At 37.1% G+C, this 24,174-nt stretch carries 23 protein-coding genes; 7 read left to right on the plus strand and 16 right to left on the minus strand.

All coding sequences use genetic code 11. The annotated features are described in order from the left end of the window. Positions 1–88: 88 nt before the first annotated feature. The 11 genes from JOE44_RS16570 to JOE44_RS16620 all read right to left on the minus strand — a co-directional run bounded on the left by JOE44_RS16570 (position 89) and on the right by JOE44_RS16620 (position 15,980). Positions 89–1,291 (minus strand): hypothetical protein, encoded by a 1,203-nt coding sequence (locus JOE44_RS16570; RefSeq protein WP_209786413.1) that lies wholly within the window; start codon positions 1,289–1,291, stop codon positions 89–91. Positions 1,292–1,298: 7 nt separating this feature from the next. Continuing rightward, positions 1,299–3,659, minus strand: coding sequence for a TonB-dependent receptor (locus JOE44_RS16575; protein ID WP_209786414.1), 2,361 nt, complete (start codon positions 3,657–3,659; stop codon positions 1,299–1,301). Positions 3,660–4,214: 555 nt separating this feature from the next. Then, positions 4,215–5,177, minus strand: a complete 963-nt coding sequence (locus JOE44_RS16580; RefSeq protein WP_209786415.1) for a T9SS type A sorting domain-containing protein — start codon at positions 5,175–5,177, stop codon at positions 4,215–4,217. A 44-nt stretch (positions 5,178–5,221) separates the two neighbouring features. Further along, entirely contained in the window at positions 5,222–6,610 is a 1,389-nt protein-coding gene (locus JOE44_RS16585; RefSeq protein WP_209786416.1) for a porin family protein, read from the minus strand. Then, positions 6,603–7,169 (minus strand): RNA polymerase sigma factor, encoded by a 567-nt coding sequence (locus JOE44_RS16590; RefSeq protein ID WP_105683017.1) that lies wholly within the window; start codon positions 7,167–7,169, stop codon positions 6,603–6,605. The genes JOE44_RS16585 and JOE44_RS16590 overlap by 8 nt, the downstream gene beginning before the upstream one ends. A 106-nt stretch (positions 7,170–7,275) precedes the next feature. Continuing rightward, positions 7,276–7,854 carry a DUF4840 domain-containing protein gene (locus JOE44_RS16595; RefSeq protein WP_209786417.1) on the minus strand — a complete coding sequence of 193 codons (579 nt, stop codon included), beginning with the start codon at positions 7,852–7,854 and terminating at the stop codon, positions 7,276–7,278. 255 nt (positions 7,855–8,109) lie between these two features. After that, positions 8,110–9,525 (minus strand): TolC family protein, encoded by a 1,416-nt coding sequence (locus JOE44_RS16600; protein ID WP_209786418.1) that lies wholly within the window; start codon positions 9,523–9,525, stop codon positions 8,110–8,112. After that, entirely contained in the window at positions 9,512–12,670 is a 3,159-nt protein-coding gene (locus JOE44_RS16605) for an efflux RND transporter permease subunit (RefSeq protein ID WP_209786419.1), read from the minus strand. Before JOE44_RS16605 ends, JOE44_RS16600 begins: the two co-directional genes overlap by 14 nt. 29 nt (positions 12,671–12,699) lie before the next feature. Next, entirely contained in the window at positions 12,700–13,821 is a 1,122-nt protein-coding gene (locus JOE44_RS16610; RefSeq protein WP_209786420.1) for an efflux RND transporter periplasmic adaptor subunit, read from the minus strand. Positions 13,822–14,100: 279 nt separating this feature from the next. Continuing rightward, entirely contained in the window at positions 14,101–14,865 is a 765-nt protein-coding gene (locus JOE44_RS16615; RefSeq protein WP_209786421.1) for a LytTR family DNA-binding domain-containing protein, read from the minus strand. Further along, positions 14,862–15,980, minus strand: coding sequence for a sensor histidine kinase (locus tag JOE44_RS16620; protein ID WP_209786422.1), 1,119 nt, complete (start codon positions 15,978–15,980; stop codon positions 14,862–14,864). The genes JOE44_RS16615 and JOE44_RS16620 overlap by 4 nt, the downstream gene beginning before the upstream one ends. Positions 15,981–16,209: 229 nt before the next feature. Between JOE44_RS16620 and JOE44_RS16625 the strand changes: the two genes are divergently transcribed. From JOE44_RS16625 to JOE44_RS16655, 7 genes are all read left to right on the plus strand, one after another. Beyond that, a complete protein-coding gene (locus tag JOE44_RS16625) occupies positions 16,210–17,034 on the plus strand; it encodes a universal stress protein (protein WP_209786423.1) in 825 nt (274 codons plus the stop codon). A gap of 315 nt (positions 17,035–17,349) precedes the next feature. Beyond that, positions 17,350–17,904 (plus strand): hypothetical protein, encoded by a 555-nt coding sequence (locus tag JOE44_RS16630; RefSeq protein WP_209786424.1) that lies wholly within the window; start codon positions 17,350–17,352, stop codon positions 17,902–17,904. A 10-nt stretch (positions 17,905–17,914) separates the two neighbouring features. Further along, positions 17,915–18,559 carry a hypothetical protein gene (locus JOE44_RS16635; RefSeq protein WP_209786425.1) on the plus strand — a complete coding sequence of 215 codons (645 nt, stop codon included), beginning with the start codon at positions 17,915–17,917 and terminating at the stop codon, positions 18,557–18,559. Positions 18,560–18,572: 13 nt separating this feature from the next. Then, a complete protein-coding gene (locus JOE44_RS16640) occupies positions 18,573–19,343 on the plus strand; it encodes a sensor histidine kinase (RefSeq protein ID WP_209786426.1) in 771 nt (256 codons plus the stop codon). Continuing rightward, the gene (locus tag JOE44_RS16645; RefSeq protein ID WP_079243768.1) at positions 19,340–19,984 is read left to right on the plus strand and encodes a response regulator transcription factor; all 645 of its coding nucleotides are present in this window, start codon (positions 19,340–19,342) and stop codon (positions 19,982–19,984) included. The genes JOE44_RS16640 and JOE44_RS16645 overlap by 4 nt, the downstream gene beginning before the upstream one ends. Before the next feature lie 271 nt (positions 19,985–20,255). Further along, a complete protein-coding gene (locus JOE44_RS16650; RefSeq protein WP_209786427.1) occupies positions 20,256–21,101 on the plus strand; it encodes a caspase family protein in 846 nt (281 codons plus the stop codon). A 73-nt stretch (positions 21,102–21,174) separates the two neighbouring features. Next, positions 21,175–22,185, plus strand: a complete 1,011-nt coding sequence (locus tag JOE44_RS16655) for a trypsin-like peptidase domain-containing protein (RefSeq protein WP_209786428.1) — start codon at positions 21,175–21,177, stop codon at positions 22,183–22,185. Positions 22,186–22,313: 128 nt separating this feature from the next. Here JOE44_RS16655 and JOE44_RS16660 read toward each other — a convergent pair whose 3' ends face one another. The 5 genes from JOE44_RS16660 to JOE44_RS16680 all read right to left on the minus strand — a co-directional run bounded on the left by JOE44_RS16660 (position 22,314) and on the right by JOE44_RS16680 (position 24,126). Further along, positions 22,314–22,682: a hypothetical protein gene (locus tag JOE44_RS16660; protein ID WP_209786429.1), complete on the minus strand. Its 369-nt coding sequence runs from the start codon at positions 22,680–22,682 to the stop codon at positions 22,314–22,316. 115 nt (positions 22,683–22,797) lie between these two features. Beyond that, positions 22,798–23,187, minus strand: coding sequence for a hypothetical protein (locus JOE44_RS16665; RefSeq protein WP_209786430.1), 390 nt, complete (start codon positions 23,185–23,187; stop codon positions 22,798–22,800). A gap of 59 nt (positions 23,188–23,246) precedes the next feature. After that, positions 23,247–23,555 carry a hypothetical protein gene (locus JOE44_RS16670; protein WP_209786431.1) on the minus strand — a complete coding sequence of 103 codons (309 nt, stop codon included), beginning with the start codon at positions 23,553–23,555 and terminating at the stop codon, positions 23,247–23,249. A 5-nt stretch (positions 23,556–23,560) separates the two neighbouring features. After that, positions 23,561–23,824, minus strand: coding sequence for a zincin-like metallopeptidase toxin domain-containing protein (locus JOE44_RS16675; protein ID WP_209786432.1), 264 nt, complete (start codon positions 23,822–23,824; stop codon positions 23,561–23,563). A gap of 44 nt (positions 23,825–23,868) precedes the next feature. Beyond that, positions 23,869–24,126 (minus strand): hypothetical protein, encoded by a 258-nt coding sequence (locus tag JOE44_RS16680; protein ID WP_209786433.1) that lies wholly within the window; start codon positions 24,124–24,126, stop codon positions 23,869–23,871. Between the last annotated feature and the right edge of the window lie 48 nt (positions 24,127–24,174).

Below are 24,174 nucleotides of genomic sequence, written 5' to 3' on the forward strand. Positions count from 1 at the left end.
TTTAAACAAAGTATCGACAATAATTTAACAAAAAACCGGTTCTCAAAAATTTTGAGAACCGGTTTTTTATCAAATAAATATGCTATAATTAGTCATATAATTTATCGAAACGGGCAAATCCGGAAATACTATTGGGAAGCTTCATTCCTCTAGTTATTTTATCAGTTTGCTGATCATAAATCCAGACAAAATTCCCTCCTTTATTGGTATTTACAGCAATGTATAATTTGTTATTCTGAACAAACATCCCTTGTTCGTACGGTTCATCTCCCGGCAATTCATCCAGAACCCTTACCAACTGCTTGGTTTCGATATCTATAATAGCATACCGGCCATTGTAGCTGTCTCCTAATGCGGGATCACGATACAGAACTACCATTTTATTATTACCAATATAATCGATAACTGTTTCCAAAGGCTTGCCCCCGACAAGATTGGTAAGATTGATCTGATATCCTGCATCAGGTGAAGTTGCCCCTTTGAGAGCCCTGAAAAGGAAAATATCACTTGTTCCTGCTCCTGCCCGTGGAAAACATGTATAATAAAATGCTTCTTTATCTTTTGTAAAAGTAGTTTTAAAATAAGGAGAACCATTGGCTACCCCAGAACTTCGGTTATCCGTTATGGAATTTTTTACTTTGAAGGTATTATAATCTATTACAGCAAAATTGTAATATTCAGGAGTGAGCCATTTACCATTGCGGAAGCTGTATTGCAAATAGATCTGTCCATCCATATACGTCATAGCGCCCAGCGAATAGAAATTATAAGCATTTGGGAAAGGCTGAAATCCTTCAATCTCACCCTGCCGGATAATACTAAGGTCTGTGGCATTGAAAACAGTATAGCGTATATGCTGACCATCTCCTGTATCTCCTACAACAACCAAAGTATGATCATCTATCCAAACATAACTGGCAATATCACTGATATAGGTATAAGGCACTTCTTTTACCGTCGTCAGCCTATCGTGCGTATATTTAAATTTTTTGAAGATGCCCTGATCGGTTTTATAGTTGTAGATAAAGCCATTTTTTACAATATAGGAGTAAGTTCCTTTGGAGTTAATTTCATCTCCTTCTTTGGTAATATCCATTTCACCTTTTGTCAGGTCATTGGTAGCTGTCATGTAATGTACAGTATTGGGCCAGCTTCCAAGAGCGGAAAGTAAAAAATATTTATAGTCTTTTTCGCCACTTTCAGATTCGCCGGAACCAGGTTCGCGTTCACAGCTAAAAAGGGTTAAACATACAAGTATTAAAAGTATACTGTTTTTGAAATAATGTGTCATGATCTTTTTACTTAAGTAGATATCTGAATTTTACATAGAAAGCACGTCCCTGCTTCTGAAGTTTAAAGTTGTCATAGGCCAGTGCATCCCCAATGTTGCTTACATCGAACGCCAGATTATACCTCCCGTTCTTCATGGAATAGCTTATCCCTATGTTGTGAAGGGTTTGTCTTGGAATGATTGGAATGTTTCGTGGATTTCCATAGGATTTCCAGTTTTTGTAGAACCATTCTGTCATCTGCAGCCCGTAGTAAAGCTCTATCCTGCTGTCTTTCTGAAACCAGTCGTCTTTACCAACGCTTACATTTACATTTCCAAATAACCAAGGCTGGTTGGGAACATCCTTTTTGTAAGTAGCCGAAACGACATCTTCACTGTTATTGGCAAATTTTGTATTGTCATAAGCTTTGTTGTAGCTCACATTCATTAACACGTTCAGGAGTCTTTTGTATTGGTAACTTATCTCTCCCTCCAGTCCGCGGGTAAAGATATTAGACAGGTTTTCATATTTGAAAGTACTGTTATATAAATTGGGAACGGTATAAATAAAATCCTTTGTATCACGAATATACCCTGCCCCTTCTATACGGAAAGCATGCTGACCCCAATGGTGGCCATAGTACAAACCTACGTTTACATTATTACTGGTTTCAGGCTTCAGATTCATATTACTGGTTACAGCAACCCCGTCTCCGAAAATTTCCTGTGGTTCTACCAAACGATAAGAGCGTTCAAAAGATCCTTTTATTCCCAATCCTTTTGTAATTTTTACTGTGGTAGCGAAGCCGTAGCCCCAACTGCTAAAATTATCCTTTGCCGGATTATCTGTTCTGGTCACCGGATCGAAAACCATTTTCTGAAGTCCTACCTGATAGTATTTAGCAAAGAAAATATTAGTCCAATACTTATTGAAAAACTCCTGTTGATATGCCACAGATAAGATCTGTTTGGTCATCTTCGCCGGAGGCACATTCTTTTTTTCCTCTTCAAGTTGATTGAATGTGGTATTCTTAAGGTAATCAAGGACATAATTGAAGATAAGCTTGTGGTGTTCAACTATTTTGTAAGTAGCTCCTAGCTGTGAGTAAAGACGGTCTTCATGCTGCATGATAATAGTTCTTCCTCCTTTTTCACTTGTAGCAGAAGGTTCAAAAGTGTTATCCCAGCTGTATTTACGCATAAGTGTATCTGTTGCTTTCTGAACACTTTTTGAGAAACCTGCATACACATTCACATCAAGATGATCATTGAATAGTCCTGTTTTTTTATACTTCATAAAGTAATTATGAGCCTCTCCGTTTTGCTTTACCCCGCCATATACTACTTCCTGATTGGAACCGGTCTGGATCTGTTTATCAAAAACTGATTGTGACATTCCTACAAAGAAAGAATCTGCCCAGCTTTTGTTTTCTAATCCTACCTCAGCCATCCCAAAAACAGATTGATATCTGTCATTAAAACGTTTCAGGTCTTTTAACTCATATTCGTTTTTAGCAGCATTCCAAATTTTCATATCCTTCATCAGGTAGTTGTTATCTGAATGGTTATAAAAACTGTTGATACGCAGGATAATTCCTGTTTTATCGTCTTTAAACTGTCCATTCAGATTGATACGCTGTGTATTAAAAGAACCTAGGCTTATACTTGCATCCAGGTAATTTCTGCTGCTTGACGGCGTAATAATATTAACCGCACCACCCATTGCATCCGTACTTAAATGGATAGGAACTACCCCTTTATAGATCTCTACACGGTCTGCCATATTTACAGGCAATGTACTCAGATCCACTCCTTTTCCTAGCATTTCCAAAGGAACGCCATCTATGAAGAATTTCACAGCTTTACCAGACATTCCGTTGATAGAGAAATTATAATCGGAACCTATACCTCCCTGTTGACGGACTTTAATCCCTGTGGTTCTGTTCAGAACCTGATTAAGATCTGCCGTGGTATTGGCCAATTTAGCAACATCTATAGCATTAACAGTAAAAGCACCGTCTTGCAGTGCTTTTACTTTACCTTTGCCGTGAACTACAACTTCTTGTACAGCCGCACGATCCTCAGCTAACTGAATATTTACGGGAGATACTCCACTGCCGAAGTTTATTTTCTTTTTGAGTTTTTTGTAGCCATCCAGGCTGAATACTAAGGTAGCTTCTCCCTTCTTGTAACTAATCTTGAAATTTCCGTTTTGATCGGTTTTTGTATTTATTTTTGTGTTTTCAACAAAAATAGTTACTCCATTTAATCCCTGCATTGTATGATCCTGTACAGCTCCTTGAACTGTAAAACCAGCATCCTGTGCTTTAATGAGGGAAATTGTAAGGGTAAAAATGAGAAAGATAAAAATACGCTGATACAATTTCATTATTTATAATTATTATAAATAGCAAAATTAAAGGTTCACCTGTAAACTCCCAAAGGAAAAAGGCTTTATTTTTAATTGTTCTAATTATAATTAATGTTGGATTATTTATAAATTCCTTTTAAAATTGTAACAGGCTTACATTCAGATGTAAATACAAAACCATGATTGTACTCTATTGTTGTCTGTATGAAAAAAGTCATATAAAAAGCAAAACATAGGGCTAGAGAATATTTATTCAAAAAGGGGGACATAAAAAAATCGGTACAAAGAGATTTGTACCGACCCAACCATTATTAAAAACTAACGAAAATGATTATGTCATCTGAATTACTGAAAAAATTAAGTGTAAGTCAGGAAGGCGGATGCCAGAGAGAGTGAGCTCCTTTTGGGGGTAATTATGACCGTCATTAGATTAACAAGGATGAAATGTATCTATGAGCGTAAAGTATTAAAATAAATCACTTTAGTTCTTCTTCAATACAAGGAACATCCCTCGTCTGACATCCATTCTTCCTTCCCACAATCAATATTTTAGCATCTTCAGATTATGTAATCCTATTTCTTTATAAATCTATTTTTGTATTCGCTGCCATCTGTTCCTTTAGAAACAATAATATAATTTCCGGGTACCAGCTGGCTGACATCAATGGGCTGATTGTACTGGTGATCAGCTTTCTTCAGGACAAGCTTTCCGGACATATCTATGATGATAACTTCCTTGTAAACTTTATCTGATTCTTTCCCGATATAAAGGTGTTGTGCCGTAGGATTCGGGTAGATTTTCAGATTATTGTTTTTAACTTTTGTTTCTCCTGTTCCCAAATTGCCGCAGAATTCCCAATCTCCGAAATTCAGTTCTACAAATGCAAACGGGTCTAACATCTCACACTGATCAGGGCAATATTCCGTACAGGCATAAAATCCATACTTTCCTGAACTGGTAGCCACGTAAGTATCTCCTACAACACCAGGAATGATACAGGGATCTCCTACTACCGGAGGATTGCTGCTTGGTACACATCTGAACCAGGTGTGCTTTCCGTATACTACAGGAAATATATTATCAAACTGAACAGAAGCACCGTTGCAGACATTCACTGTTCCCGCATTTTCCTGATATGTTCCAGGCGTATAAGTGCTCATCATAGCCGGAAGACCGTATACAAAGCCGTCTGCAAATGCAGTTGGACTTTCTGCGGTACAATCGCCCTCGGAAACGATTACTTTAAAATAATTCAACTGTTCGCTGCCATTAATCGTTAACTGCTGTGATGTAGCTCCCGGAATGGCTACCCATGGATTGTTATTAGGAGTCTGCCAGGTCCATTCCTGTTTATACCACTGATAGCTTGCGTACGTCTGTGTTGTGGAAAGGATTTCGTCTTCCGTACTACAGAATAAGATCGTTCCCGGATATTTTTGCCCAAGCCTCGCACTGGTAATTGTTGGGGCACATTGTGCTTTTATATTCAAAATACTGAATAGTAAAAACACTAAAAAAATTAGTTTTGTTTTCATATATAAAGATTATTAAGTTTGGTGTTATTTTATAATCCTCAACATTAATCCAACAGCACTCTTATTCCAAATTTCATATTAAAATGAAGGGGTTTTTCTTTGTAAATGGTATTGGGCGCATTTTCTTCTTTAAAATGATATCCTATTCCCGGTTCTGCATAAATTCCTACTTTATCAATGAGCTTCAGCTGAAAGCCTACCGCCGTGTTCACAGAAAACTGTAAAGGTTTTGGTTCCAGGCGTTCTTTTGAAGATTCCTTTATTTGATCATTAACAACGTACGTTGTGGTGATATTTCCTGATATAGGTTTTTCCACGAGAGCTCCACCTGTTATATAACCCGTAAATCTTCCTTTTTGAATGACATTATAATTGACCTGAACAGGAATTCCTAAATAATGAACCGTCTGATCTCCTTTAATATAATTATTGTCACTTCCGGAATGGAGTTCAGTAGACAGTTTGGTATAATTCAGTCCTGTTCCTATTCCCCATCTTTTTCCTAAATTATAGTAGACAGAAAGGCCGAATGTAACGGGTACTTTGTGTCTGATCCTCGCTTCTACCGGCTGGCTTTGATTGGCAAGCAATATGGCCATCAGAGGATCATCATGATATACAGAAGTCGTCCATACCTGCTCCACATTCATCACTTTTCCAGTAATTGAAGCATATCCGGGAAACTGCTGTTCTGCAGAATTGGAAGCAATATTACCGGTAAGCAGACCCAGCATCCATGATTTTTTATCTCGTGATTTTTTCGTACTGGGCTTTGTATTTTCGGCATATAATTCTTTTATTTTTTCCTGTTCAAAAAGAACCTCATCCGCATTCTTTTCTATAACCGATTCTTTCACAGTATCGTCTACGGGAGATACTTTCTGAGCAATTTTGCTTTCCTGCTGAAAAGCTTCTGAAGCCGTTGGCAGTTTAATAATATCCTGAATATTCCCTATTTCATTTTTCTTTCCGGGAGCCGAATAGCTTTGTGTCAATCCTTCCTTCGGATTTTCTGTCTTCACTATATTTTCTGCTAAAAAAGCATCTGCCTGTGATTGTACTTCACTTCCTGAAACCTGTTCAGTTTTTATAGGTTGTAAAGAATTTTTATCATCTTTTTTTACCTCTTCAGGTTTATGAGACAAGATTTTTTCTGTATCATTCTGAGGCAGTATTTTCATCAGTAAAAACAATAATGTAATAGCAGCAGCAATACCTCCGATTCGATAGAATAAGGATTTCTGTCCTTTACCTATGGTTCTTTCTTTCTTGCCTGCCCCACCTTCATGAACTTGAGGAATAAATCCGGGGATGCTGTTATTTTCTTCTTCAGAAAACAATTCACCTTTGATGTCATCCCACAATCCTTCCGGCACTTCCTCTTCATGGTCGTCCATTCTGCTTCGCAGGTTATTTAACCATTCATTATTCATATTGTGCTTTTTTTGACATTTTAAATTCTTTTATTTTCTGAACAAGCAGTCCTTTTGCACGGTGAAACTGTGATGCAGAAGAATTTTCTGCAATTCCCAATACTCCGGCAATCTCTTTGTGGCTTTTTTTCTCAAATACAAACAGGTTAAAAACAGTTCTGTATCCTTCAGGAAGAGACCTGATCATCATCATAATATCATCTCGGGGAATTTCTTCAAAATCCGGTTCTTCTTCATTAGGCATATCCGGAAGATCATCTACTTCAATGGCTGATTTAAAATCTCCTTTCTGTTTAATGTGCTTCAAAGATTCATTCACTGTAATACGGGTCATCCAGGCTTTTAAAGAACCATTTCCCCTGTACTCAAAAGATTCTATCGAACGGAACATTTTGATAAAGCTGTTTTGGAGTACATCATGAACATCTTCTTTTTCTGCCAGATAACGGGAGCATACATAGGTCAGATTTCTGGAATAAGCTCCAAAAAGCTCTTTCCATGCAGCCTCCTCCTTCTTCAGAAGGTGCTTTACCAAAATCTGTTCTTTACTTTCTTCCATATGCTGCTACTGCCTCCGTATCCACTGGGACGTTATAAAACTGTCAAGCAAAAATAGATTGCATCTTAGTAATAAAGCGCAATCCATTTATGATAATATCTATTAATTAATTTTTTATACAGAATGGGAAATTATAGTCAATCACTTCATAAGGAGTAACCAATGTACCGTCTACTGTAATTTTATCTGCTGTAAGAGCATACCTAAGTGTTTGATCCATACCTACGTAATACCCTTTTTGCTTAGAGATGAATTCTACAACCGTTTTTTTATTAACACCATCTACAGGAATCTGAAGTTCCATTGCTTTAGGAGCTAAAGTAAGTTCTATTACGTTATTCGCAGTATTAATCACTGCTGCATATTGAAGATCATACTTTATTTTTCCCATTGTCTTTAAAGCGGCTTCTGCTTTTGCAGGATCTTTCACTACCGTCTTTACAATTTCGGTAATTGGAAATTCGGCAAATGAGATGGTATCTTTCTTTACTTTAAAATCTTTTACTCCTTCTCTTTTGCTATTTCCCTGCACAATTATAAGCTTCCCTTTATAGTTTCCTTTTAAGTCATCCATTTTAACAGGCGGAATTTCCGGACTGTCATCATTAAGACAAGAGGATAAGGTAAATCCTACAAAAACCATTAAAACTGTTATCAAAAATCGGGGTACTGTCAATTTTTTCATTGCATTACTTTTTCGTTAAACATTAATTATTTTCGAGTACTCATCTATATAAATCTCACTTTTCAAAAATCTTGCATGTATTTTTGAAAAAAAGATAAATTTTCACATAACTTATTGATTTAATGAATATAAAATTTCACCACTCTTCTGCAAATTCCGTACCTGTTGTAAAAATTAAGCTGTATTCCTGCTTCCTGAATAGCAAAAAAGGAAACTATAGGTATAGCTTCCTTTTTATTATGGATCAGTTCTGTGTTATTGTACTCCTCCTCCGAGCGATCTATAAAGATCAACCTCAGCATTTAATTTTTCAAGGGTAACGTTGATGGCTTCCAGATCATTCTGAAGTTTATTGTTCTGAGCGGTGATTACTTCCAGATAGGTTGCCATACCGCTTTTATACAATTTCAGAGCATCATTGATTCCTTTATCCAGAATGGCTGTTCTCTGTTCCAAAAGCTGTAGTCTTTCTGAGGAACCTTTAGATTTGGCCATAGCATCAGAAACTTCTCCCACAGCGGTCATGACAGATTGTTTAAAATTGATAGCTGCTTTTTCCTGCTCAATTAATGCTGTTTCATAAGCAGTTTTCAATTGTTTTTTCTGAAAAATCGGGGCTGTCAGATTGGCTGCGATTGCTTTCGTTATAGATCCCGGAATATCAAACCATGAGCTGAATTTATTGGAATTCACTCCTATTTGCGGACTCAGACTGATGCTTGGATACATGGCTGCTTTTGCCAGTCCGGTTTTAGAATTCAGGCTGATTACGTTAAATTCTGCCATTTTCAGATCCGGTCTGCGGCTCAGCAGTTGGGCAGGCAATCCTTCTGACAATCTATTTTCAGGAATCATTGTTTTAAGATTTCCTTCTCTTTCTATTCCGGTGGGATATTCTCCACAAAGAATACTCAAAGCATTTTCCTGGATAGAAATATTCTGTTTTGCCAAAGGGATTAACAACTCGGCAGTTTTCTTTTGGGCTTCTGACTGCTGAACAGCCAATGAATTAATCTGTCCGGCCGTAAACTGAAGATTCATCATTTTAAGCGTGTTGTTGCTGAGTTCGATATTCTGTTCAGCTATTTTCAGTTGTTCATCCAAACTGATAAGGTTATAATAAGCCTGTGCTACCTGAACTACAATTCTGCTTTTAATGGCATTTAAGTTTTCCTTCTGTCCAAAATATTCTGCAGCAGCAGATTCTTTCTGCATTTTAGCTTTTCCCCAGATATCTATTTCCCAGGAAAGCCTCAGTGCAGCACTGAAATCATCCATATACTTTGTTCCAACAAACTGTTCATTAAGAGAGCCGTTAAGGGTATTTTTGGATGCCCAGCTTCTGTTCGCCCCAGCGGTTAAATCCAATGTCGGCATCAGCCCCAGCTTGGCTTGTTTATAGATCAGATCCAGCTGTTCAATATTTTTCAGGGCAACATGTACTTCGTTATTTCTTGAAAGGGCTTTATCTATTAACCCAATCAATTTAGGATCTTTGAAAAAAGTCTTCCATGGCAGCACTACAGTATCTCCTGTAACCTGTACCTGTTCTTTGTAAGTTTCAGGAATCTGAAGATCTGTTCTTGTATATTTTTTCCCTATGGCACAAGACATCAGCAGTGATGCCATTGCGCCTGAAATAAGGAAATTCTTTATATTAAATATTCTCATTTGTCAATTGATTTTCTATTGTATTATACTTCTTTTTGGTAGAGAATTTCTCATCCAGATACTGAAAGAACATGTATAGTACAGGAATTACAAAAACTCCTAAAACCACTCCGCTCAACATTCCCATTGCTGCACTTGTACTGATTGACTTGTTTCCTGAGGCCATTCCTCCTGTGGAAATCATCAGCGGAATCATCCCTACAATAAAGGCTAATGAAGTCATGATGATCGGACGTAATCTCGCCTTTGCTCCTTCCAATGCAGAATCCAGAATCGAAAGACCTGCTTTTCGCCTTTGTATGGCAAATTCTACAATAAGGATCGCATTTTTAGCCAGCAAACCAATAAGCATAATCAATCCTACCTGCACATAGATGTTATTATCCAGCCCGATCGCTTTTATTCCTAAGAATGCTCCTACAATACCCGTTGGGATGGAAAGCATTACCGCAAGAGGCAGGATGTAACTTTCATATTGCGCCGCTAAAAGCAGATATACAAAAAGCAGACACAACCCAAAGATGGCGATGGTTTGGTTTCCTGCAGACTTTTCTTCAAGACTCAATCCTGTCCATTCATAACTGTAATCAGAGGGTAATTTGCTTAAGGTCTGCTCCAGTTTTCCCATTAATTCTCCATTACTTACTCCTGGTTTTGGAGATACGTTGATATTTAATGAGTTGTAAAGATTATAACGTTGAACGGATTCCGGACCGTAGACTTTTTTCAAAGTGATCAGGGTATTCACCGGAACCATATCTCCTTTTTCATTCTTTACGAAGATATCATTGAATGCCTGCTCATCCATTCTGAAAACTCCGTCAGCTTTAATATTGACTCTGTAGAACTTCCCGAATCTTGAGAAATTCTGAGACTGATCTCCTGAGAAATACGTCTGAACAGTTCCCAACAGGTTTGAAATGCTTACCCCAAGCTGTTTGGCTTTATCTTCATTTACTTCTAGTTCCATTTGTGGATAGTCTGCCCTGAACATGGTATAGGCAAAAGCTACTTCCGGAACCTTCATCAGCTGTCCAATCAGTTCATCTGCTTTGGCTTTAAAAACCTGAGGATCTCTTCCCATACGGTCCTGAAGGACAATTTCTGCATCATTCGTCATTCCGTATCCTTCTACCGGAGGCATTCTGAAGGTCATTACACTTCCTTCTTTAATAACTCCCAGTTTTTCGTTAGCCATATCTACAACGGCCTGAATATCCTGAACTTCACCTCTTTCTTTTTTAGGTTTTAACTTAACAAATCCCATTGCGTAAGCTGGTCCTGCACTGTTGCTAAGCAGGTTATATCCAGTAATGGAAGTATTTTCCTGCACCGCATTTACCCCTTTTAAAATGGTATTGATCTTATTCGAAACTTCTGTCGTTTTGGTTAATGCGGTTCCCGGCGGCATGCTTAAGGTATACATAAAGAACCCATCATCTTCCATTGGAACAAAACTCTTCGGAGTGCTTGACATTAACCATCCTGCAACACCGATAATTGCGATAACCAGTCCTCCTGCAATCCATTTTCTTCCTATTAAAAACCGAACTCCTTTTGCATAACGGTTCGTCATATTGTTAAATCCGGCATTGAATGCTACCGCAAACCTTTGTCCGAATCCTTTGGGTTTTTCTCCTTCTCCTGAATGGTTATTTTTCAAAAATACTGCACATAAAGCAGGCGTTAACGTCAATGCGTTGACCGCTGAAATAATAATCGCTATTGCTAATGTATAGGCAAATTGCTTATAGAATAATCCTGCAGAACCTGACATAAACCCGATTGGAATAAACACTGCAGACATTACCAGTGTAATGGAAATAACTGCTCCTGTGATCTCACTCATCGCCTTGTGCGTAGCTTCTCTTCCTGAAAGATCCGTTCCTTCCATATTGCTGTGGACGGCTTCTACAACTACAATGGCATCATCCACTACAATACCGATCGCCAGTACAAGAGCAAAAAGAGTCAACACATTGATGGTAAATCCTAAAACCAGAAGGAAGAAGAATGTCCCGATAATTGCTACCGGAACGGCTATTGCCGGAATGATGGTAGACCTGAAATCCTGTAAGAAGATAAACACTACAATAAATACAAGGATAAAAGCTTCTATCAAAGTAGATTTTACCTGTCCTGTAGCTTCATCCAACCTTTCTTTGGTACTCATTACCTTGGTATATTTGATACCTGGAGGAAATGATTTTGACAACTGGTCAAGAGCTTTATTCACTCCTATTTCAATCTGATTGGCATTAGATCCTGTAGTCTGCATGATCGCTACAGTAACAGCATTTTTCCCGTTGGAAAGGTTGTCTCCCGTATTTGAAATCGCTCCGAATTCTACTCGGGCAACATCTTTTAGTCTGATGACCTGACTTCCGGTATTTTTAACAATAATATTTTCATATTGTTCCGGTTTGTTCTTTTTTCCTTTATATCGGATTACATATTCTAAGGCGGCATCAGATTCTTCCCCAAGTTTACCTGGTGCAGATTCTAAACTGTGATCTGTAATTGCTCTGGAAACATCTGCAGGCTCAAGTCCGTAAGAAGACATTTTCTGAGGATTTAACCATATTCTCATAGAATAATCCTTCAACCCGAAGACCATAGCCTGCCCTACTCCTTTGACCCTTTTCACCTGTGGAATCAGGTTAATGTTTGCAAAGTTCTGCAGGAATGTTTCATCATACTGCTTATTATCTTCAGTATAAATATTGAAAATCAATACCATACTGTTCTGTTGTTTGGATGTAGTCAATCCCATTCTCACTACTTCTTGTGGAAGTATCGGAGTGGCCTGCTGTACTCTGTTTTGTACATTCACGGCGGCCTGATCGGCATTCACTCCCTGTTTGAATATAATGGAGATGGAAAATGTACCGTCATTACTTGCGGTAGATTTCATGTACTCCATATCTTCCACTCCATTGATCTGCTCTTCCAGCGGAGTTACCACAGAACGAATTACGGTTTCACTATTTCCTCCCGGATATGATCCTGAAACGGTGATGGTAGGCGGAGAAATGTCCGGGAATCTGGTCACCGCCAGCTGGTTTAATCCTATGATCCCTAAAATTACGATGATCAGGGATATTACCGTCGCCAGTACCGGACGGTCTATTATCTTTTTTAACATTTTTGAATTTTCTAAGAATGGTTATACAACTATTTCAAAGGAACTGTTGTCGCAACAACCTGTGCTCCATCCGTGAGGGCATCAATTCTGTTGATGGCAATCCTGTCTCCTGCACTCACACCTTCTTTGATAAAGTAATCCTGAGATGTACTTCCTGAAACGGTAATCTGAGTCATTTTCACTTTATCCTTACCATTCAGTTTATAGACAAAAAATCTGTCCTGAATATCTTTTACTGATGTTTTAGGAAGTTTAACCACTCCATTCAGGGCATTGTGAATCATGACTCTTGCTGTACCGCCTGCTCTCAATAATTTATCGGGATTTTGAAAAACGGCCTTCATCTGGATGCTTCCTGTATTTCTATCGAAGTTTCCGCTGGCATTTTCCAATTTTCCTTTAAGAGAATAAGTAGAGCCATCTGCAAGGATAAGTTCTACATCTTCTGCCGTATTTCCTGATGCTGCCGATCTGCTGTGAGCAATAAAATCAGCTTCATTCATTGAGAAATAGACATTCACACTGTTGATACTTGAAAGGGTTGTCAACGGAGATGCATCAGACGGACTGATAAGGTTTCCTACCCTGTTTGGAATTCTTCCAATATATCCGCTCACGGGAGCTTTGATGTAGGTAAAATTGGCATTGATCTTTGATGATCCCAAAGAAGACTGTGCCTGTGCTACCTGTGCTGATGCTGCTTTATAACTTGCCTGAGCTGTTTTCAACTGCATATCAGAAACTACTTTTCCTTCTACAAGGGGTTTCAGCTTTTCCACTTCAAGTCTTGCTGTTTCCTGGGCTGCAAGGGCAGATTTCAAGGCCGCTTCATTGGTGTTTACCTGTTCGTTGTATACCGATGGGTTTATTCTGAAAAGGGTCTGTCCTTTACTTACATATTGTCCTTCTTTGATATAAACAGCTTCCAGATATCCTGTTACCTGTGCTTTAATATCCACATTATCCTGCCCTTCAATACTCCCCGGATATCCTGTAGACACCTCAGCATCTCCGGACTTCACCTGGATAAAATCTGTAGGCAATGCCTGCTGCATTTGCTGGGCATTTTCCTGGCTGTTCCCGGAACCACACGAATACAATATCGCTGCAGCCGTAAGTGAAAGTACCAGATATCCTTTTCTGTAATTCATAACATTGGTTTTTAAATTTTACAGGAGCAAAATAACTTCATATAATAAGGATATTCATTCAGAAATTGGGTGAAGCGTCGTTAATCGCGGGTGAAGCGTATGATAGGAAAAATGAAAGGAAAACAGATGTTTTTGCTTATAAATATGATAAAAAAGAGCTTTTCCGACAGAAATAAGAGTAAAATCAATAAAAGTAAATGAATGTATTTCACTATAAAGCACAAAAAAGCTGCCTTATGTAAAGACAGCCTTTGTTATTTTTTATAAGGATTAATCATCTTAATAATCCATCCAGGATTTGAAAATAGAAGCTTTTTCCCTGCTTACAATCACTTCCATTTCAGGGTGCTTTCTCAGTTCCAGCTTCAATTTTCCATTAAAATGATTAAAAATCTGTTTTACGGAATTGATATGAATGATAAATTGTCTGTTAGCCCGGAAAAAGAATTTAGGATCTAACTGTTTTTCAAGCTCTTCCAGCGTCTGTGGAACATTCTCCACCACTCCGGTATTCAACATGGCTTTGCTGATTCCCAATTCGGTATAAAAGTATAAGATATCTTCTGCCAGAACAGTTTTATATCCATCTCTATGGGCTATTAAAAACCGTTTTCTGTAATCTTTCGGCTGGATATAATTCAGCAGTCCTTCAATGGCTGTTCCCACTACCGGAACGGCTTCCATAAAGGTTTCATACCGTTTTAAAGCGGCATCCAGTTCTTCTTCTTCAATAGGTTTCAGAAGGTAATCTACACTGTTGTATTTAAATGCCTGTACTGCATATTCATCGTAGGCTGTGGTGAATATAACCGCACTTTTAATTTCATGCTTGTTAAATATTTCAAAGCTGAGCCCATCCGCAAGGCGCACATCCATCATAATAACATCCGGAACGACATTATTTTCAAGCCAGTGTACTGTTGAAGTAATCGAGTCTTCTACGGACAGGATTTCGATATGGGGTCTTAACTTCAACAACAGTCTTTTTAATCGATCAGCATTCGGTCTTTCGTCTTCAACGATTAAAACTTTATTAATCTTCATATCAATGGGAGTTTTACAATAAATTTATCTTCAGTTTTTTCAATCACAGGTTTAGGATATCCCAGGATTTCGTACCGTGCAATAATATTGGTGAGCCCTACTCCTGAGGAATCCGGCTTATTGATTAAAGGTAGAAATGTATTGGAAACCAACAACTCTCCTTCAGAATTTGTATAAACCTGTATTTCCAGTGGGTTCAGTTTAGAGGTTTGGTTATGTTTAATGGCATTTTCCACCAACAGCTGTAAAGACAGAGGAAGTGTAAATCTTGATCTGTATTCTTCCTGAATATCTATTTTGAATACCACTCCTTCACCAATTCTTTTTTCAATCAGAAAGATGTAGGATTCTAAAAATTTCAGCTCCTCTTCTACTGCAATGATATCTTTTTTGGAATTGACCAACAGATATCTGTACACTCTTGCAAACTTCTCTGAATAATCATAACCTAGCTGCTGATCTTCCAGAATGAGTTCTGACAACACACTCAGGTTATTGAAAATAAAATGGGGATCTATCTGCAGTTTTAGAGCCTGAAGTTCTGCTGCCATAGCAGCCTGTTTATGTTTGGATGCTCTCAATTTATGCTGGGCAGCTTCTACTGCCGTTTTTTTCCAGTTTTCAAGTAAATAATCCACGGTATTAAATGCACTGATAATCAATGATATTACAATATTGGTTGCAATCCACTGCCCAAGAAGGGTATATTCTTTACGGGAATCCATTTCAGGTAATGTTACAGAAGTACAGTCTACAATTGCATTAATAATAATCACAATCATAACACTTCCCACGATCTGAATCAAACATTGAATGAGCAATCGCTTTACGGTTCTGTTACTCCAGGGAAGCAGCTTATTAAGTGTCCTGTCAATAAATATACTTACTTCCGAAATGATGATAGAAAAAAAGACAATCCATGAGGCATCTTCCAGAATCATCCTCAGCGGAGCATCCAAATATTCTTTCCAAACGGGATCAAAAGGATCAATAAGATAAGAAAAAACACAGAAAGTAACTACCGCTACTGCCCAGATTACGAGCCTTCTCTTCATGGTAGAAAGAATCTTCTTATTCCGTACTATATTTTTTCTGATGGTAGAAATCCTATTCATATCCGGGATTTTATGAATGTAAATATAGAAATAGATTTTAGACGAATATCTTCTATTTTAGACGAGACCGCCAAAACCGTCCCTGAAACGTAAAATACAAGAGTTAAAATGGATATGACGGTTCATCACCTGAAAAAGACATTTCATCATCATTTTATGCAATGTCACCCTATTTTTATCATCAGCGAACTGCTGGCTATCATAGTTTTGCAGTATTAAATCCGGTACAATGAAAACAATAATTGTCTGCACAGATTTTTCTCACGAAGCTGAAAATGCCACGCATTACGCAGCATCTATGGCAAAAGAAAATAAATACAGGATTATCCTTTTTAATCTTCAAACGGTTTCTGTTCATGCCTTGAATGCACAGGCTTCGGCCGATTTTTTCTATGCCCAAACGCTTAAAAATCAGAAAAAACTGGAAGACAAAGCCGCTGAACTTAACTCACTCTATACAATTGAAGCCGGGCATCATCTGGCTTCCGGCAATTTTATTGAAGAGCTCGAAAACTGTATACAGCTTCACGAATGCGATTTTATAGTGATGGGAATGGCAGAAAAAACTCTTGAGCAAAGGATTTTAGGAAATAGTGTGACAAGGGCGATCCATAGAATTAAAAAGCCGATACTCATTATTCCTGCCCACATAGAATATACGGGAATCCGGAAAATTCTTTTTGCGTATGACACTCACAAAAACATGACCTGGTCTGCCATGAATGACATCTATTATTTTATTAATGAATTTAATGCTGAGGTTGAAGTATTCAATGTAAGTGAAAGGCTGGAAGATTTTGCAGAGGTTATTCATGATATTGACCTGAATTCCGGATATGACCTGGATGACATTAAATACAGTTTTAAGATGATTCAATCCATTGAGGTCATCAAGGCTATTGAGGAGGAAATAAGGTTGACAAGTCCCGATCTGCTGACCATGGTTCCCTACAAATACAATCTTGTGGAATCTCTTTTCCACCGGAGTAAAACAGCCATTATGGCTTATAAGAATAAAATACCATTACTATCAATTCCCCTAAACATAGATTAAGAATCAATAAAAATCTGTTCACATTTGAATTATCCTTTTTGCCTTTAAAGGCTAAATTTTACACTTAATCTTGTTTGACAGGACCGGGAATAGATTTCCGGTCCTGTTTTTTATACTTAGTTTCGGAACTAAACAGATATTGTTATTTTAATAATCATAATTAATATTTTTTTTAAAATAAAAACAAATCAACATTTTATATTCAACTGAATATTAAAAAGCCGTAAATTTAGTAAAGGATAAAAACAGTGTTTTCCCTCTTTTTTATAGTTGTGCCGTTAGCTAATTTTGTTCCATAAAATTAAAACCATAAAAATGAAAACTTCCTTTTTTACTAAGATTTTAAGTCCCTTATGTGCAGCACTTATTCTGGCTTTATGTCTGCTAAGCTGCACCCGCTGCTCCGAACCACCTAAAGAACCTGTTAGCAACAGTTATAAGAAAAAACTGATCAGCTATCGTGAAGGCCGGGTTCTTTTTGATGAATATACCAGAACCAATCATGAAATTCTCACCAAATACAGGAACGGTGAACCTGATTCCCGATGGTACTGGTTTTCGTTGGAAGACATGGAAGGTTATATTAAATATGTAAAAGAAAATGCCAAAAAACAGAAATTAAAAAATCCGGGAATTAGAATTTATATGGGAAAATACCCTGTAAATCATCCTAAAAACAGAATGGCAAAACCTGAATACGCAGGCTATCAAACCATATTTCTGGTACCTACTTCACAGAAAAGAAAAAGAGACAATCCAATGGCCAGAACGGAAGCTACTGAGGAAAACACAGATGTCCCTTCAATAGAATCTATGAACATGACCAATCTGGCACCTCCTCCAAAAACGTTATCCGGAACCATGCCATAAAAACGAGATTATGAACTGGAATATTGAAACAGGGAAACAGATATCTATGGTTATATCCATTATAGTAATGACTCTGATGGTCACAAAATATAGAAAAACCGGAAAGGAGAATTTGTTTTTTATCATAGGATATCTGTTGTTTTCCCTGATTGATATTTTCTGTTATTTCTACTACGACCTGACAAAACTGCCTACGGACATATTTTACGTGATTGGTTTTTTAATGATTATATTCTTTTTATACTTATTTTACTATTACCAGTTATTGTATGTTCCGCTGCTCAAAAGGATACAGGTTATCATCCTGGCCCTTTTTGTCCTTAATATTGCTGTCATGTTTTATACAGAGGATGATCTGCTTCATCACTTTTCTTTTAATATGCTCTATGTAGATATTCTTCTGTTGTTATTTTCAATTATTTTGTTCCTGTACCAAACCTTTAATTCTGATAAAATACTGGGAATCAAAAGCTACTTACCATTCTGGATTTCAGTAGCTTTACTGATCTTTTTCATTGGAAGCATCCCAATACTTTTTTTCAGAACTACTGTTTCGGAAACTATTTATTTTTTCATTTTATTTATGTTGAATCTGATCAGTAATGGTATACTCATATTGGGTTTAATTTGGAACAAACAAGAAAGAATCAGATAAATCCTTTTCAGATATGGAAGAGAATAATTTAGTCATCATCTTTACGATTACTTTATTCATCGTTGTCTTGACAATGATCTTTATTTATGCGGTTTTTATCAAGAAAAAAACAACCTTGCTGATCGCACAAAAAGAAAAAGACCTTCATTTTGAAAAGGAGCTTGCTACTTCGCAGGTAGAAATGAAGGAACAGACTCTCAACTATATCGGTCAGGAATTGCATGATGATCTGGGTCAAAAACTTTCGGTAGTTCGTTTGCGCCAAAACCAATTGATTACCAAGCTCCAAAATACCGAAAAAGAAGATCTGATTGAGCTCAACGAATTATTGGGTGAATGCATACAGGATATAAGAAACCTGTCTAAAACATTAATCACTGAACAGATCATTCATTTCGGGCTGGCAGAGTCTATTGAAAGAGAAGTTCAGAGGATCAGAAAACTGAAATTATTAAAAATAGAATTTATCACTCAAAAACAGGATATTGATATTTCACCAAAACACGGTCTGATTCTTTTCAGAATTGTACAGGAAAGTATCAACAACATCCTTAAACATTCCAAAGCCAAAAATGTTTCCATACAGATGGAAGATGACTGTGAGAAACTACACATCAGCATCTCCGACAATGGAAGAGGCTTTGATACCAGCAGTATTCAGGACGGTTCAGGATTAAAAAACATGGAACTGAGAGCCAAACTGATTCATGCTGAACTGTCTATACATTCAGAACTTAATAAAGGAACACAAACATTGATAACCTATCACAAAAATTTATTATGAAAACTATTCCCATAGCGATCGTTGATGATCATACCTTAATTTCCAAAGCCCTGGAAAATATGATCACAGAAAACACTCAATATCGGGTAATTATGAATCATCCCAACGGAGAAGAATTTATTGCAGGTGTGGAACAGGCTTCAGAATTACCCGCCGTAGTCCTGATGGATGTTAATATGCCCTATAAAAATGGTATAGAAACCACAGAATGGCTTACCGAGCATTATCCCGATATCAAAGTCATTGCCCTGACCATGGATGATGATGAAAGAATTTTGATTAAAATGCTGAAGGCCGGAGCAAAAGGGTATTTACTCAAAGATATGCAGCCCTCTATTCTCTTTCAGGCTATTGATACCGTATTTGAGAAAGGGAGTTTTTATACTGATTTTGTAGCCCAGAAGTTATTGAAAGTAAAAACTGAAGAAGCTAAAAATGCATCCTTACTTTCAGAACTGAAAGACCGGGAAAAGGAATTTATAAAATGGGCATGCAGTGAACTTACCTACAAGGAAATTGCTGATAAGATGTGCCTTAGCCCCAAAACCATTGATGGCTACAGAGATTCTGTTTTTGTAAAACTGGATATAAAAAACAGAGCAGGTTTGGTGCTTTTTGCCTTAAAACATGATCTGTGCTGATTGACTATTCTCATTATTTATCTTATTTCAATACTATAAAAACAAACATCTTTACATTCTATTTACGTATCCGGCAGCTTTTCAAGCTGCCGGATTTTTATTTTATAACATTCTCATATACAGCCAAAAAGGTGTTTTTCCTTTTCCAAAATACGGTTTTCTCCTCTGTTTTTGTCTTTCAGAATGATGGAATTTTGTCATAGAAAAAAACACAGAAAGGCAGAACCCGAAAAGCCGAAACAGAGTAGGGAATATTTTTAAAACTAATACAATGAAAAAAGCACTTATCGTAGGTATTAATGATTATGCACCCATTGGATACGGAGGTCCGGACCTTAATGGCTGTGTAAATGATGCGAGGGATATGGCAAATACATTGGTTATCTGTGGTTTTAGTCCGGCAAAGATTAAAATCCTGACCAACCAAAATGCCACAAGAGCGAATATATTGAACTATCTGAAATCCATGATCAGCACAAGTGTAAAAGGAGATTCTCTTGTCTTTTATTATTCCGGGCACGGAACAAGAGTCGCCAATATCGGAGCAGATCTGGAATTGGATGGTCTGGATGAAGCTATTTGTCCACACGATTATGCCAATAACGGAGTCATTCGTGATGATGATTTTAAGACCGTTCTCAGCAAACTAAAAGCCGGAGTGAATATGGAAGTGATCTTCGACTGCTGTTATTCCGGAACAGGAACCAGAAAAATGGATCTGGGACTGGAAGCAGATTTTCTGAACGAAACTGCCCGTTACATTCCTCCCATGCTTGAAGATGAATTCTATCTGACCTATGCCAGTGAAATGGAATCTTCTAAGAATTCAAAAAAAACAACCGTTCTCACGAAAGCACTTGTCCCTGTTGCAGGAATGAACCATACTTTATGGGCGGCTGCGAAAGACAATCAGGTATCAATGGAAGGCAATATCAGCGGACAAATACGAGGATATTTCACCTATCATTTCTGTAAGGCATTACGTGCTACCAATGGAAATATCGTCCGAAAAACGCTTGATAAACAGGTGGCTATTGCACTGGCTGCTATGGGAGCCGCTCAAATTAACCAGACAGAAAGCATTACTGCAGAATTTTCACAAAAAATATTCACTTAATCATAAACCTTTACCGGCGGAATCCGAAAAGCCATCAAAAGAGTAGGAATACACTAGATTAAAAATAATAATCATGTCTAAAATTGAAAACAACAACCCAATGACAACTGAAGAGGTGTCAAGACTTAGAACTGTTAAAGCGAAATTAACTGAAAAACCGGCAGCAATTGAAAAATTATTCAGCCAGGCTCCTGCTATGGAAACCATTAACGGAAGAACTTTTCCAAAAGGAATGAAAACCATAGGAATGCCTATGGATGAAAAAACAGCAGAAAACCGATCGTTGGAAACTGATCATTTCTATCCTACCCATGCTGATTTTGAATACAACCCAAAACTGGAACCTAAAAAAGACAGAAAACCTAAATTCATTGAAAGAGATTCTTTCCTGACTGCTGAAAATGCAAGAACTATTTTCGGAGCAGATCAAAGAAAAGTATATAACTCTACCGCCTATCCATGGAGATGTGTGGGAAGAGTAGAAAGCTCTTTAGGCTCAGGAAGCGGAGTAATGATTGGTCCAAGACACCTTCTTACCTGTTCCCATATTGTAGACTGGCAGCCTAATAATACAACAGGATGGCTGAAATTCACTCCAATGTATTATAACGGAAGTGCTCCTTACGGAACAGCCTGGGGAACATTAACCTATTACAAGTATAAAGTAGCAGGTCCTACTATCGACTCTACGGAAATACAATACGATTATGTAGTGATTGTATTAGACAGACCCATCGGAAACAGCACAGGATGGCTAGGCTCAAAATCCTACTCTGATTCATGGGATGGAGGCGCCTACTGGACTCACGCAGGATATCCGGGTGACCTTACAGGAACGCAAAGACCAACCTACCAAACAGGTATCGCTCTGGATGGAGATTTCTGGAGTGCTGATGACAACGAAAGCATGAGCCATAAAGCAGATATATGGCCTGGACAAAGCGGAGGCCCTTTCTGGGGATATTGGGACGGCTCTCCGTATGCTGTGGCTACTCAAAGTGCCCACAACCCAAGCGATAATTTTGCAAGTGGCGGCTCAGATTTAGTCAATCTGGTCATCAGAGCAAGAAATGAACATCCTTAATTTATTTTTTAGTTTAAATCAAAGCCTGCCTTTCGGGTAGGCTTTGATATTTTTTTACAAGGATGAAAACTTTTTAGAAAGTTGGTAACGAAAAGCCACACGATATAATTGTGCGGCCACGCGGTTAATTATTTAAAATATCTTATGAACTGTTCTTCATTTTTAATATAGTTCAGGAAATTTTTTAAATTTCCATCATCCCAATTTTGTTTAATTAACGTAACCATGTCTGCTTTATAAAGTTCGTTATCAGAGTAGTCTAATATTGCAATAGCGATTAACCATGAAGTAGTTACACCTCCCATCACAAAATCATCAATATTATTAACATCAATTAATTCTGAAAAAAGAAAATCTTTGAATTTATCTATTCTCTTTGCAAATACGGGATAATAATTTTGCTTGCCTAAAATCACTGGCTTCTTTACAAAATTCTTTTCTAACTCAATGTCACTCATTTTTTCTACAGTTAGATTGAGTGGTAAAATATGTCCCATCTTTATAAATTTTTAACAAACTATGATCTGCAACCTCTTCGCCAAAACCAAAGACATCATTTAAAATCTTTTCTAATTTACAAAAAAAGAACCCCCTCCTAAGAAGCGGTAAATATTATGATTTCCTACCATAACTATGTCTGATAATCTTATAGTTTTCATCTACATACTCTAAAATCTCTTGTTTTTCTTCATTTGTTAAAGAAGAATTGAAATATATTTTATCATTTTTAAGCTCATAGAGTTCTGAAAGTTCAGGACAGTTTTCAAATAAAATTTTATATTTTGGCAACAAAACATCGGAAGGTTCAAAATAATCGTTTTGAAACTCTTCAAAAGGGAATCCTCTTTTTATTTTTTTATGCCAATGCATAAGCCAGTTTGTAAGTGAAACAGAGTCACTTATTCCTAGTTTATCATCCGCCTTTGCTAATATTTTATACTGAAACGGTTTTTTACCATTTAAGGTTAATTCTATTAATAATTCTTTTATTATTGTTTTCATATTATAAACAAGTGCAATAATACTTGGTGAAAAAAGTACAGTTTAAAAACATCTTCAAATTATGGTCTTTTTTCCTTTATGAAATATTTTCCTGTCTCCTCATCATATCCCAAGGCTATAGAACCATTTCGTATCGATATATTTTCTTTTACTATTTTAAGATCATCATCAATAACTAGACTTCCATAAACATATCTATCAAAATCTTCTAAACCATAGGGAAAACCTAGTAGCCAGCAATTAAAATCATAATATTTCCCTTTTTCTAAATATCTAATACTAATTTCAGCATTCTTGTCATAATTAAAGTTTATATCAGACATTACTTGAATACCTAAATTTAATGCCTCCTCTTTTTTTAAATTCATGATTTTTATTTTAATAATTTTTCTAATTCATCAATGATTTTTGGCTCTGCACCTTGTCTTAAACATTCATTCCTATAATATTTGTATGAGTCCAATAATTCTATTTCTGTCCAACGGTACTTTTGTTTCCAAACTCTTTCCCAAACCAATTCTTCTAATTTCCAGTTTGGAACACTATGATATTCTTTAAAACCTAATTTTTTGAAATCATCTATATGCCACATCTCATGTTGAATGGTGAGTTCTGTTGCATCATCTCTAAGAAACATTATTGGTGGTATTTCATGTGTTCTACAGCTAGCCAATATATCATTTAGATAATTTGTCCATCTTTTGTAACGCTCTGGATGACTTCTTTTGGTAACAATCTCAACAGTTTTAGTCCAATATCACTATATTTTTTTTCAATTTCTTCAGCAATGCGTCTTAAAGTACTTCTCTTATACCTTTGTCCTCCTCCTGATCCTTTTTGAGCTTTTCTGAAAATCTCTTCGTCTTCCCCGGAAAGATAACCTCCATTTTTTCTCCTCTCAATATTCTCCTGTATTCTCCTCTGCTTATCCTTCGCCATCTTCTGTTTAGGAGACAAACCATGATCCGCAACCTCTTCGCCAAAGCC

This window comes from Chryseobacterium sp. PvR013 (assembly GCF_017833095.1).
In the GTDB taxonomy this organism is placed as follows: domain Bacteria; phylum Bacteroidota; class Bacteroidia; order Flavobacteriales; family Weeksellaceae; genus Chryseobacterium; species Chryseobacterium culicis_A.

What these genes read in the sequence shown, in the direction of transcription:
- JOE44_RS16640 (WP_209786426.1), top strand. Translation starts at nt 18,573, where the DNA reads ATGGAAGAGAATAATTTAGTCATCATCTTTACGATTACTTTATTCATC.
- JOE44_RS16655 (WP_209786428.1), top strand. Translation starts at nt 21,175, where the DNA reads ATGTCTAAAATTGAAAACAACAACCCAATGACAACTGAAGAGGTGTCA.
- JOE44_RS16625 (WP_209786423.1), top strand. Translation starts at nt 16,210, where the DNA reads ATGAAAACAATAATTGTCTGCACAGATTTTTCTCACGAAGCTGAAAAT.
- JOE44_RS16595 (WP_209786417.1), bottom strand. Translation starts at nt 7,854, where the DNA reads ATGAAAAAATTGACAGTACCCCGATTTTTGATAACAGTTTTAATGGTT.
- JOE44_RS16605 (WP_209786419.1), bottom strand. Translation starts at nt 12,670, where the DNA reads ATGTTAAAAAAGATAATAGACCGTCCGGTACTGGCGACGGTAATATCC.
- JOE44_RS16620 (WP_209786422.1), bottom strand. Translation starts at nt 15,980, where the DNA reads ATGAATAGGATTTCTACCATCAGAAAAAATATAGTACGGAATAAGAAG.
- JOE44_RS16590 (WP_105683017.1), bottom strand. Translation starts at nt 7,169, where the DNA reads ATGGAAGAAAGTAAAGAACAGATTTTGGTAAAGCACCTTCTGAAGAAG.
- JOE44_RS16610 (WP_209786420.1), bottom strand. Translation starts at nt 13,821, where the DNA reads ATGAATTACAGAAAAGGATATCTGGTACTTTCACTTACGGCTGCAGCG.
- JOE44_RS16660 (WP_209786429.1), bottom strand. Translation starts at nt 22,682, where the DNA reads ATGGGACATATTTTACCACTCAATCTAACTGTAGAAAAAATGAGTGAC.
- JOE44_RS16675 (WP_209786432.1), bottom strand. Translation starts at nt 23,824, where the DNA reads ATGTTTCTTAGAGATGATGCAACAGAACTCACCATTCAACATGAGATG.
- JOE44_RS16680 (WP_209786433.1), bottom strand. Translation starts at nt 24,126, where the DNA reads ATGGCGAAGGATAAGCAGAGGAGAATACAGGAGAATATTGAGAGGAGA.
- JOE44_RS16570 (WP_209786413.1), bottom strand. Translation starts at nt 1,291, where the DNA reads ATGACACATTATTTCAAAAACAGTATACTTTTAATACTTGTATGTTTA.
- JOE44_RS16615 (WP_209786421.1), bottom strand. Translation starts at nt 14,865, where the DNA reads ATGAAGATTAATAAAGTTTTAATCGTTGAAGACGAAAGACCGAATGCT.
- JOE44_RS16645 (WP_079243768.1), top strand. Translation starts at nt 19,340, where the DNA reads ATGAAAACTATTCCCATAGCGATCGTTGATGATCATACCTTAATTTCC.
- JOE44_RS16665 (WP_209786430.1), bottom strand. Translation starts at nt 23,187, where the DNA reads ATGAAAACAATAATAAAAGAATTATTAATAGAATTAACCTTAAATGGT.
- JOE44_RS16630 (WP_209786424.1), top strand. Translation starts at nt 17,350, where the DNA reads ATGAAAACTTCCTTTTTTACTAAGATTTTAAGTCCCTTATGTGCAGCA.
- JOE44_RS16580 (WP_209786415.1), bottom strand. Translation starts at nt 5,177, where the DNA reads ATGAAAACAAAACTAATTTTTTTAGTGTTTTTACTATTCAGTATTTTG.
- JOE44_RS16670 (WP_209786431.1), bottom strand. Translation starts at nt 23,555, where the DNA reads ATGAATTTAAAAAAAGAGGAGGCATTAAATTTAGGTATTCAAGTAATG.
- JOE44_RS16635 (WP_209786425.1), top strand. Translation starts at nt 17,915, where the DNA reads ATGAACTGGAATATTGAAACAGGGAAACAGATATCTATGGTTATATCC.
- JOE44_RS16575 (WP_209786414.1), bottom strand. Translation starts at nt 3,659, where the DNA reads ATGAAATTGTATCAGCGTATTTTTATCTTTCTCATTTTTACCCTTACA.
- JOE44_RS16600 (WP_209786418.1), bottom strand. Translation starts at nt 9,525, where the DNA reads ATGAGAATATTTAATATAAAGAATTTCCTTATTTCAGGCGCAATGGCA.
- JOE44_RS16650 (WP_209786427.1), top strand. Translation starts at nt 20,256, where the DNA reads ATGAAAAAAGCACTTATCGTAGGTATTAATGATTATGCACCCATTGGA.
- JOE44_RS16585 (WP_209786416.1), bottom strand. Translation starts at nt 6,610, where the DNA reads ATGAATAATGAATGGTTAAATAACCTGCGAAGCAGAATGGACGACCAT.